Source organism: Aeromonas sp. 602396 (genome assembly GCF_049173735.1).
Taxonomy (GTDB): Bacteria; Pseudomonadota; Gammaproteobacteria; order Enterobacterales; family Aeromonadaceae; genus Aeromonas; species Aeromonas veronii_A.
The window spans coordinates 1-10,502 of the sequence record NZ_JAAKSD010000027.1; the positions used below are offsets into that span (position 1 = coordinate 1).

General features: G+C 58.0%; 10 protein-coding genes and 1 tRNA gene. 6 read left to right on the forward strand and 5 right to left on the reverse strand.

Going from position 1 to position 10,502, the window contains the following annotated elements:
* Nucleotides 1–663: 663 nt before the first annotated feature.
* A tRNA-Ser gene (locus G5229_RS20470) sits at nucleotides 664–751 on the reverse strand.
* Between the two features lie 197 nt (nucleotides 752–948).
* Here G5229_RS20470 and G5229_RS20475 point away from each other — a divergent pair.
* Together G5229_RS20475 and G5229_RS20480 are read left to right on the forward strand one after the other, a co-directional pair.
* On the forward strand, nucleotides 949–1,698 hold the full coding sequence (locus G5229_RS20475; protein WP_421210251.1) for a DsbA family protein: 750 nt from the start codon (nucleotides 949–951) through the stop codon (nucleotides 1,696–1,698).
* Between the two features lie 296 nt (nucleotides 1,699–1,994).
* Nucleotides 1,995–2,897 (forward strand): sulfite exporter TauE/SafE family protein, encoded by a 903-nt coding sequence (locus G5229_RS20480; RefSeq protein ID WP_167558248.1) that lies wholly within the window; start codon nucleotides 1,995–1,997, stop codon nucleotides 2,895–2,897.
* Here the strand turns inward: G5229_RS20480 and G5229_RS20485 are convergent.
* Nucleotides 2,812–3,627, reverse strand: a complete 816-nt coding sequence (locus G5229_RS20485) for a hypothetical protein (protein WP_113740046.1) — start codon at nucleotides 3,625–3,627, stop codon at nucleotides 2,812–2,814. The two genes, G5229_RS20480 and G5229_RS20485, sit on opposite strands and share 86 nt — an antisense overlap.
* Before the next feature lie 218 nt (nucleotides 3,628–3,845).
* Nucleotides 3,846–5,132: a glutamate-1-semialdehyde 2,1-aminomutase gene (gene hemL, locus G5229_RS20490; RefSeq protein ID WP_421210252.1), complete on the reverse strand. Its 1,287-nt coding sequence runs from the start codon at nucleotides 5,130–5,132 to the stop codon at nucleotides 3,846–3,848.
* Nucleotides 5,133–5,376: 244 nt separating this feature from the next.
* Here hemL and clcA point away from each other — a divergent pair, with 244 nt between their 5' ends.
* The 3 genes from clcA to erpA all read left to right on the forward strand — a co-directional run bounded on the left by clcA (nucleotide 5,377) and on the right by erpA (nucleotide 7,990).
* Nucleotides 5,377–6,765 carry a H(+)/Cl(-) exchange transporter ClcA gene (gene clcA, locus G5229_RS20495; RefSeq protein WP_421210254.1) on the forward strand — a complete coding sequence of 463 codons (1,389 nt, stop codon included), beginning with the start codon at nucleotides 5,377–5,379 and terminating at the stop codon, nucleotides 6,763–6,765.
* 91 nt (nucleotides 6,766–6,856) lie between these two features.
* On the forward strand, nucleotides 6,857–7,552 hold the full coding sequence (locus G5229_RS20500) for a DUF6776 family protein (RefSeq protein WP_201946964.1): 696 nt from the start codon (nucleotides 6,857–6,859) through the stop codon (nucleotides 7,550–7,552).
* 87 nt (nucleotides 7,553–7,639) lie between these two features.
* A complete protein-coding gene (erpA, locus tag G5229_RS20505) occupies nucleotides 7,640–7,990 on the forward strand; it encodes an iron-sulfur cluster insertion protein ErpA (RefSeq protein WP_005340225.1) in 351 nt (116 codons plus the stop codon).
* 138 nt (nucleotides 7,991–8,128) lie between these two features.
* Here erpA and nhaC read toward each other — a convergent pair whose 3' ends face one another.
* Nucleotides 8,129–9,538, reverse strand: coding sequence for a Na+/H+ antiporter NhaC (gene nhaC / locus G5229_RS20510; RefSeq protein ID WP_005357819.1), 1,410 nt, complete (start codon nucleotides 9,536–9,538; stop codon nucleotides 8,129–8,131).
* Between the two features lie 301 nt (nucleotides 9,539–9,839).
* Here nhaC and G5229_RS20515 point away from each other — a divergent pair, with 301 nt between their 5' ends.
* On the forward strand, nucleotides 9,840–10,049 hold the full coding sequence (locus G5229_RS20515) for a hypothetical protein (protein WP_005357820.1): 210 nt from the start codon (nucleotides 9,840–9,842) through the stop codon (nucleotides 10,047–10,049).
* On the opposite strand, the gene G5229_RS20520 is transcribed toward G5229_RS20515, so the two are convergent.
* Nucleotides 10,044–10,316 carry a late competence development ComFB family protein gene (locus tag G5229_RS20520; RefSeq protein ID WP_005343036.1) on the reverse strand — a complete coding sequence of 91 codons (273 nt, stop codon included), beginning with the start codon at nucleotides 10,314–10,316 and terminating at the stop codon, nucleotides 10,044–10,046. The genes G5229_RS20515 and G5229_RS20520 overlap by 6 nt on opposite strands.
* Nucleotides 10,317–10,502 lie beyond the last annotated feature (186 nt).

Consider the following 10,502-nt stretch of genomic DNA (forward strand, 5'->3'; position numbering starts at 1 on the left):
TGTGGCATTCGCCATGCGAGAGTAGGACACTGCCAGGCACCCAATTTAAGAACCCCGCTCATCGAGCGGGGTTTTTTATTACCTGAAACTCAGAAGGTAGCCTGATTTTTTACCGGCCCTATCTCCTTTCCTCTGTTCTTATTGTTACTCGGAGCTGCTTTCTGGTTCCACAAATAGCCTGATGTTCCGCTTGGTACTCTTTCTTCACTGAACCGCTGTCGCTCTGTATGGCGGCTCTGGCGTAGTCATGATCCACGAATCCTATGCTCGCCCGTACGCTACGATCTCTTGCTTGCGATCTTTCCTGGGCATCTGCGTCCTGTGTTAGCTGAAGTCTTTCTTTTTGAGCCCTCTGTTTGTCCATGATTTTGTTAGTCGCCCACTGACGTTATGCCAGAGAGTGTGTTGGCTGTGCTAACACGCAGGCGCAGTGGTTGCTGCTTTGGGTCCTTGTTGTTTGGGATAATAAGGAATTGGGAAGGGATACCCGCAGGAACGCAGAGGTTAGATGTTGGTAGGGGATCTTGTGGTGGCTATTGAGCCTGCAGGTGGGAAAATTAATGGGGGCGCTGAAGAAGGCTAATGTGTTGAGATCTATGAGGAATGACAAATCGGAGGCAAATAAAAAGCCCACGCAACATGGTTGCATGGGCTCGGTATGAATGGCGGAGGAGGTGGGATTTGAACCCACGGATGGTCGCCCATCGCCGGTTTTCAAGACCGGTGCATTCAGCCGCTCTGCCACCCCTCCGCAACAGTGCGGCGAATATTACCATGCTGATCCGGCTTGTAAATCCCTGTCCGGTTTGATTGCTGGTTAATTGCGCTAAATGACATGAAAAAGTGGCAATCATGGCTCATCAAGCGCTTTTTTGGCCAGATAGCTTGACTTGAAAACAGACTCAACCACTATAGTGGCCTCTATCATATCCTCTGCAAGATAACGTTATGACTATTAAAAATGCCCTGTTTTGCGCGCTGGCTGGCGTGACCCTGCTGGCGACGCCGGTACATGCAAGCGAGCTGACCAAAAGCGATGTCGAGCAAATCGTTCGCGACTATCTGGTCAAGAATCCCGAGATCCTGGTCGAGATGTCCAATGCACTGCGTGCCAAGCAGGAGAGCCAGCAGGCCGAGAGTGACAAGGTGCTGATCAAGGCTCACTCCAAGCAGCTTTATGCCAATCAGGATCCCGAGATGGGGAATCCGAAGGCGTCGCTGACCATTGTGGAGTTTTTCGATTACAACTGTGGTTACTGCAAACGGGCCCATCCGCTGGTCAAGCAGCTGATGGCGGAAGACAAAGACATCCGGTACATCTACAAGCAGTTCCCCATTCTGAGCGAGTCCTCCTACTTCGCAGCCCGTGCTGCGCTGGCGGTCCAGCTGGGTCAGCCTGACAAATACCAGGCGTTCCACGAGAAGCTCTATAGCCATCAGGGCCCGCTCGCTGATGAAGCACAGGTTAAGCAGTTGGCTGTGGCGGCTGGTGTGGACTGGAGCAAGGTGGAGGCCAAGATCAAGGATGGCAGCATTGATCAGAACCTCGGTACCAACCGTGCCCTGGCTGAAGCGCTCGGTATCTCCGGTACCCCGGCCTTCATCATCGGTGATCAGATCCTGCGCGGTGCTCCCCGTGATCTGGCCAGCCTGAAGGGGTTTATCAAGGACGTGCGTGCCGGCAAGAGCATTCAATAAGCGGTTGTCATGGTCGAGGGCCCTGCGCCCCGGCCAGATACAGAAAGAGGGTCGGTATCACTACCGGCCCTCTTTTTTATTATGTCCTTTGGCACAAGTGGTCGTCGCGAAAGGACCATAACAACGTGCTCAGGACCCGGCCTGTTGGCCTCAGTAACAAGTATTAGCAGAGTCGTTCGGAGTCTATTGATAAATATTTCACCTCGCAGAGGCGTGTCGTGAGCATTGCTTAATTCCGGTCAAGATTTTTTCTGCTGCTTGTCTTAGAATCGCCGCCCGTTGCAGGAGAAACCCCTATGTTAGTTGATATTTTACGGCTGGTTTTTATAGCCGGAGGCCTCGTATTCATCTTTATGCTGGTACAAGCCTGCTGGCGGAAGAAGCAGAGTGGAGCCTTTGAGGCGACCCCCTTCTGGCCGGTGGCGTTGATCGGTGGGGTTGCCAACTTCCTCGATACCCTGGGGGTGGGCAGCTTTGCGGTAAAGACCGCCTGCTACAAGCAGTTCAAGCTGATCGATGATCGGGTACTGCCGGGTACCCTCAATGGGCAGTGCGTGCTGCCGACCGTGACTCAGTCGCTGATCTTCGTCGGTGCAGTCGCAGTGGAGCCGCTGACGCTGATCAGCATGATGATGGCCGCCGCAGCTGGCGCGGCCTGGGGCGCTCGTCATGTGGCCTCGTTTGATCGGCAGACCATCCGGTTGGTGATGGCTATCTCCTTACTGGTCGTTGCAGGGCTTATCTTTGCCGGTCTGCTGGGTCTTTTCCCTGTAGGCGGCGATGCGATGGGGCTCAGCGGCTACAAGTTGGCGATCGCCCTGCTCGGCAACTTCATCTTCGGAGTGCTGATGAATGTCGGTATCGGCCTGTTTGCTCCCTGCATGACGCTGGTTTATCTGCTGGGGATGAATCCGCTGGCGGCGTTTCCCATCATGATGGGCTCCACCGCCGTGCTTAGCGTTTTCTCCGCAGGCACCTTTATCCGCAAAGGGGCGTTTGATGCCAAGGCGGTGCTGGCGGTAGCCATCTTCGGTCCCATCGGTGTGGTGCTGGCAGCCATGCTGGTCAAATCCATGGATATGGAGATGCTGAAGTGGCTGGTTGCCTTTATCGTCATCTATACCTCCTGGACCATGTACGCCTCCTGGCGGGCGGCGCGTCGCTCCCCTGTGCAGCTGACGGTGGAGAGCGCAGGCTAGCCTGTACCAGTGCTGCTTCGGCCTTGGCCCCCAGAAAAACATAGAGGCCAAGCGCCAGCAGCAAACCCACCGCACACCCCATCACTCCGACCGCTGGCCAGAGCAGCTCGTTCTGGCCGAGCGAGCCTTTGAACAGCAGCAACAGCCCCTCGATGGAGACCGCGATCAGAATGGCGGCGATAAAGCGGGTGATGGTGCGGCGAATGGCGCTGTGGCGGAAGATATCCTTATGCAGCAGTACCTCCTCTTCCAGAATGGTCTTGCCCAGATCGAACACCGCCAGTGCCAGCGTCAGGAAGATGATGGCGCTAAAGGCGCCGAGCTGGTTCTGCTGCTCGCCGCACAACAGCTGGTAGAGCTGTTCCAGCCCGTGCCAGATGAGCGTCGCGACGATCAGAAACAGCGCCATGCTGAGCACCACATAGACCGCCTTGAACCAGGGCATGGCGCGGCGGCGCTCCCTGTCTCCCATCAACCAGCCAATCAGCTGATTCAGACAGACGGTGATCTCCCGTCCTTGCCCCTGCACGATAAGGTGCAACCGGTTATGGGCCGCCGGTGCCGCAGGCTGGATGCACATCGGCCCCTGATAGTGGTCAATGCTGACGACAAAGGGATACCCCTTGAGCGAGACAAGGGGGGCGCTGAGCAGCCCTTGCAGTAGCGGGGTCAACTCCTCCTGATACTCCTGATAGCGCCGCAGCACATCGATGGGGCTCATCTCTGCCATATGGACCTCGGTGACGTGGGCTCTTGTGGTGAATGTGCAAATAGTGGGCCTGCTTTATGACAGGGATGGCGGGGCAAGTTGCACCAGAACATGACAAATCGGTGGATGACGAGGGGGGAATGCACCAGAAATGGGCGTATTGCCGCCCTGTGTGGTGATGGAGTCTCTGTAATAGAAAAGGGCCCATGACGGGCCCTTCTGCGACAACCTGCGGCGATTTAGCCAGCCAGCTTGGCGAAGCTGCGCTCGGCGGCAGCTAGGGTATGTTCGATCTCCTTGTCGCCGTGAGCCAGCGACAGGAAGCCCGCCTCGTAGGCGCTCGGCGCCAGATAGACGCCCTCTTCCAGCATCAGATGATAGAAGCGCTTGAAGCGTTCCATATCGCAGCGAGTGACCTGCTCGTAGCGGGTGATTTCGGGCTCCTCGGTGAAGAAGAAGCCGAACATGCCACCCACATAGTTGATGGCGAGCGGGATGCCGTGCTTGGCGGCGGCCGCTTTCAGTCCCTCGGCAACACGAGCCGTTTTGGCGCTCAGCTGCTCATAGAGACCCGGCTCCAGCAGCAGATCCAGCATGGTCAGACCGGCTGCCATGGCCACCGGGTTGCCGGAGAGAGTTCCCGCCTGATAGACAGGGCCGGTCGGTGCGATGTGTTGCATCACCTTCTTCTTGCCGCCGAAGGCGCCCACCGGCATGCCGGCACCGATGATCTTGCCGAGGGTGGTAAGATCCGGGTCGATGTTGTAGTGGCCCTGGGCACCACGCAGGGAGACGCGGAAGCCGGTCATCACCTCGTCCAGGATCAGCAGGGCGCCGAACTCGTCGCAGATGGCACGCAGCCCTTCCAGGAAGCCGGGCACCGGCGTGATGCAGTTCATGTTACCTGCGACCGGCTCGACGATGATACAGGCAATCTCGTTGCCGTATTGGGTGAAGGCTTCACGCACCGAATCCAGATCGTTGAAGACGCAGGTCAGGGTATGCTTGGCAAAATCAGCCGGTACGCCCGGGCTGTTGGGCTGACCCAGGGTCAGGGCGCCGGAACCGGCCTTGACCAGCAGGGAGTCGGCGTGGCCGTGGTAGCAGCCCTCGAATTTGACGATCTTGTCGCGGCCGGTGTAGCCACGGGCCAGACGAATGGCGCTCATGGTGGCTTCGGTGCCGGAGTTGACCATCCGCACCTGCTCCATGGAGGGGACGATCTGTCGGACTTTCTCGGCCATCAGCACTTCGATCTCGGTCGGCGCACCGTAGCTCAGCCCCTTCTCAACGGCCTTGATGACGGCGGCCTTGATGGCCGGGTGGTTGTGACCCAGCAGCATGGGGCCCCAGGAGCCGATGTAATCCACGTAGGCCTGACCATCCACATCATAGAGATAGGCGCCGTCGGCGTGATCGATGAAGCGGGGCGTGCCGCCGACCCCATTGAAGGCGCGGACCGGTGAGTTGACGCCACCCGGAATGGTCTGGCGGGCCTGTTCAAACAGCTGATCTGATTTTGACATGGATCATCCTTAATGGGATTTTGGTCGTCACACAAGGGATTGCAGCCGATTGAGACTCGGCAGGCCGGAGCATCAGGAGTATGCTTTGCGCTCTCGCCACCCGGACTCTCGGTCTGCTCCCGTGACAAAAATTTAACGGGCCGACTATAGCAGAAAGCCCCAGCCCTGGGCAGCCGAGCAACGCGCCGGGTGATCCTGATCTCAGCTAGCTGACGATATGGTTTTTCCAAGTTGGTGTAACAAGATGGCGCAACAAGCTCTCTCCTCTGAAGCCGATACCTCTTCGCGGGGGCCGCTTTCCCGCATTATCCGGCAAGACAAGATGCCCTTGCTGGTGCTGTTGCTGGCGGCGCTGGTCGGCACCCTGGCCGGGCTGGTGTGCGGTCTGTTCGAATCGGGTGTCCACTGGCTGGCAGAACAACGCATCGCCTTGCTGGCAGACCGTCCCTGGTGGCAGCTCGGTCTGCTTGGCTTTGGCTTCAGCGCCTTGCTGGGATTTGTCGGTTACTTCCTCACTCATACCTTTGCCCCGGAAGCGGGCGGCTCCGGCATTCCCGAGATCGAGGGGGCGATGGACGATCTGCGCCCGGTTCGGTGGTGGCGGGTGTTGCCGGTCAAGTTCTTCGGCGGCATCTGTACCCTGAGCTCCGGTATGGTGCTGGGGCGGGAGGGACCTTCGGTACAGATCGGCGGCAACCTCGGCAAGATGGTGGCGGATATCTTCCGGCTGCCCAAGGAACATGGCCATGCCCTGTTGGCCGCCGGTGCGGCGGGCGGTCTGGCTGCTGCCTTCAATGCGCCGCTGGCGGGCATCCTGTTCGTGATGGAGGAGATGCGACCGCAATTCCGCTACTCCTTTCTGGCCATCAAGGCGGTGGGGATCTCCGCCATCATGGCGACCTTGATGTTGCAGAACATGAAAGGGCAGGGAGCGGTGATCACCTTGCCCCACTACGATGCGCCAGCCCTCAAGGCGCTCTGGCTGTTCCTCTTTATGGGGGCCACTTTCGGGGTGCTCGGTTTTGTCTTCAACAAGTTGGTGCTGGCCTGTCAGGATGGCTATCTGGCGTTGCATCAGAACAAGCGCCACCGTTTCGTGGCCATCGGCATGCTGGTCGCCGGGACCTTTGGGGTGCTGTCGCTGTTTGCCCCCTCGGTGACGGGGGGCGGCACCGAGCTTATTCCCCATCTGATGGGGGATGAGTATGCGATGGCGAGCCTGTTCCTCATCTTCTCGGTGCGGCTGGTCGCGACCCTCATCTGCTTCTGTTCCGGTGCCCCGGGCGGGGTGTTTGCGCCGACCCTGGCGTTGGGCACTCTGTTTGGCGTGGTGTTCGGCCATCTGTTTCATGCGGCGTTTCCGGAGCTTGGCATCGAGCCCGGCGCCTTTGCCATCGCCGGAATGGGGGCGCTGTTTGCTGCCACAGTGCGTGCTCCCATCACGGGCATCGTGCTGGTCACCGAGATGACCGACAACTATCAGCTGATCCTGCCGATGATGATCACCACAGTCGGGGCGACTCTGGTTGCCCAGTGGTTGGGTGGCCGACCGATCTATTCCCAGATCCTAGAGCGAACTTTACGGCTCGCCGCGCGTCAAAAGCGGGGTGATGGCAGCGCCACGGCCAGTTAATTTTTCCCTTTATCGCCAGTGACCCCGGTCCGGGCGGTATAGTGAAGGGAGAGGCGCTGCCGTAAATGGCGTGATAACGGGATGAGGGGCTATGTCCAATCTATTGAAGTTATTGGTCGTGTTAGCCGTTGGCGGGCTCATCGGTTACTTTGTCGGTAACCGGCAGGAGCTGGCCCAGAGCAGCCTGTTGGTGGTGCAGCAGGAGACGCTGGATCGTCAGGGCAAGGCCATCGGCCAGCTCAAGACCGAATTGGGGGTGAAAGATACCCGGCTGGCGACCCAAAAAGCGGCCTTCGAGCAGTTGCAGACCACCTTGAAGAGTCAGGAGGCGCAGGTGCAGGAGCTCAAGCGCCAGCTGGCCTTTTTCGAGCGGATCATGCGCCCCACCGGCGAACAGGTGGGGGTGGTGATCGATAACCTGACCTTGCAGGAGACCAGCATTCCCGGTCGCTACCACTATCGTCTCGCCCTGACCCAGCCCGCCAAAAAGCGGGAGCTGTTTCGTGGTCAGGTGCAGATCCGGGTTGAGGGGAGCCTGGCTGATAAGCCGAAGACGCTGACCGGTCGCGATCTCGGAATGAAGGTGAGCGAGTGGCGTTATGCCCTGCGTTATTTCCAGCTGCTGGAAGGGAATTGGCAGTTGCCGGAAGGCTTTGTGCCGGATCGGATCCGTGTCACCATCAACAAGGATGGCAGGCAACCAGCGCAAGAGCTGCTGGTTGAGTGGGGCGAGGTGATCAAGCCGCTGGTCGCCACACCGCCTGCTCCGGTTCCCGCGGCCGGTTAAACGTGGTGAATACTTGAACTGAATGGTCGGGTATTGGATAATTTCGCGGTTTCCATGTTTGTGGATCTAATGGTTGTGAGGTCAGTAATGAGTGCAGTAGCAGAAGCCCCGCTGCCCATCCAGATGACGGATGCGGCGGCCAACAAGGTGAAGAACCTGATCACCGAGGAAGAGAATCCCGAGCTGAAGCTGCGGGTATACATCACGGGTGGGGGCTGCTCCGGTTTCCAGTATGGCTTTACCTTTGATGAGAAGATCAACGACGGGGACACCGTAGTCGAGAAGAATGGCGTCACCATGGTGATCGATCCCATGAGCCTGCAATATCTGGTAGGCGGCAGTGTGGATTACACCGAGGGTCTGGAAGGTTCACGCTTTACCGTGACCAACCCCAATGCCACCACGACCTGTGGCTGTGGCTCCAGCTTCTCCATCTGATCGGCGTATCGGTCTGATGAAACGGCTCTCGGCAACGAGGGCTGTTTTTGTTTGTGGTGATCAGTGTGCTCCATCAAACAGCATTTCTCTGAAACAACAAAGGCGCCTTGATGGCGCCTTTGTTGTTTGCAGGATGGCTTAGCGGGAGCTTGCCGCCGCGACCAGCGGGATCCGGTTCACCGCCTTGCCCATGTAGGCGAGGGTGATGGTCACAATGATGCAGGTGAAGCTCAGCCACATGTAGGGGAGGTAGTCGAGGGTGGCCACTCCCAGTACCCCGGCCATGAAGATGCCATTGTCGCTCCAGGGCACCATGCCGCAGGTGAGGGTGCCGCCAAACTCGGCGTTGCGAGAGAGGTTCTTGCGCGCCAGTCCCAGTCGGTCGTAGTTCTTGGCCATGATCTTGGGGGTCAGGATCAGCGACACATACATGGCTGAGCCGAACACGTTGGCCAGAAACGCGGTGCCGATGGTGTGGCTGGTCAGGCTGCCGACGCTATTGATGCGCTTCTCGAAGGCGCTGGCGATCACTTCCAGAATGCCAACCTTCTCCAGAAGGCCGCCAAACCCGAGACCGAAGATGATGACCGCGACCGAGCCCAGCATGGACTCCATGCCGCCGCGACCGAGAATGTTGTCGATAAAATCGATGCCGGAGGTGATGGCAAACGGACTATAAGCTGAGTGCATCGCTTTGACCGGATCCATGCCCTGGAAGGCGATGGCCCAGATCAGGCCCAGCAGGGCGCCGAAGCTGATCACCGGGAAGGCGGGCTTGCGGTTGGCCAGCAGACCCAGCACCAGCACCACGGGGACTATGGCCAGCGGGGTGATGTTGAACTGGTTGTCGAGAGCCTCCATCACCAGATTGACCTGCTCCAGGCTGACATTACCCGAATACTGCATGCCCACCACGGTGAACAGCACGGCGGTGATGACATAGGAGAGCAGGCTGATAGGCAGCATCCCCTTGATATGCTCCACCACGTCGACGTTGGACATGGTCGAAGCCAGCACTACTGAGTCGGAGAGCGGAGAGAGCTTGTCACCAAAATAGACGCCGGAGAGCACGGCACCGGCTACCAGCGGCGCAGGCACGCCGAGGCTGTGGCCGATCCCCATCATGGCGATACCGGCGGTGGCGGCAGAGCCCCAGGAGGTGCCGGTGGCCAGCGAGGTCAGGGAGCAGATGATCAGGGTCGCCAGCAGGAAGATGGACGGGTGAATCACCTTGAGGCCGAAGTAGATGATGCTGGGGACTATGCCACCGGCAATCCAGGTGCCGACCAGAGCACCGACGGAGACCAGGATCAGGATGGCCCCCATTCCCTTGGCAACGCCGTCAACGGCTGCCTGTTCCAGGGATTTGTAATCGTGGCCGAGTTTGATGCCAAGCCCCATGATGACGAACCAGGCGATGAACAACGCCAACTGGATCGGCAGATCGAGCACGCTGGTGAACGAGAATGCCAGGGCCAGGAAAATGGCCAGACAGGCAAACACCTGTGCCATGCCCGGTAGTCGGATGTGGTTTTGTTGGTTTTGCATAGATACTTCCTAAACTCTTGCTCGCCAAGGTCACTCCCTCTCGTCCTGTGGATACATCGATCCCGAGGAGGCAACCCAAAAAGAGGCCGCAATCTACCACAAACCCGGCGGGTTAAAGCCCCATCAAATTGGCAAAAATGCACATTTGATTGAAAAAATCACAAATTAGTTGATCTCATAACCCGTTTTTGAGCGGCCTGTTGACACAATGGGTCACATACGAATCCTTCTTGTGACGCCACTTGCATCCCCAGCAGATGAAGATGATAATTATTATCAATTGTTGATTGGGGAGAAAACAATGCGCTGGATATTGCGGGGTATGATGTTGCTGGTGGCGGTGGCTGTACTCGCATGGGGTCAGGATAAAGAGTACGGCACCTGGAGTGCCGGTTTTCTGCTGGCTGCCTGGGTGATGCTGGAGCCCGGATTGCGGCCCGCCTTGATCTTGCTGCCAGTGGCCGGGTTGACCGGTATCGTTACCCTGCTCTGGCAGCAGCCCTGGTTATGAGCTTTTGACGGGAGCCTGCTTGATCTTCTGCTGTGCCACCTTGAGCGATTCGACCACCAGCTTTTCCATTTCGGTGCGCTTGGCGTCGGTCAGGAAGTAGATCATGTCGACATTGTGTCGAATATAGTGGGCCGGAAGCTGGTTGAGGGTGAGGCAGCAGAGATCGGCCATCTGATCGCTGTTGAGTTTTTGCTGCAGCCCCTGTTTCTCAATCTCCTTGAGCACCAGATGTTCGTAAAAGTTGTGAATGTCGGTATCCAGTATCATATGCGTTCCTTGGCATGACGATGAGCGGGCAGTCGTCAAAAGCATAGCCATAACAAGGAGTAAAAACAAAAGGCCCATCACTTTCGTGATGGGCCTTTTGCGTAATGAATGGTGCGAAGAGAGGGACTCGAACCCTCACATCCGTGGGACACTAACACCTGAAGCTAGCGCGTCTACCAATTCCGC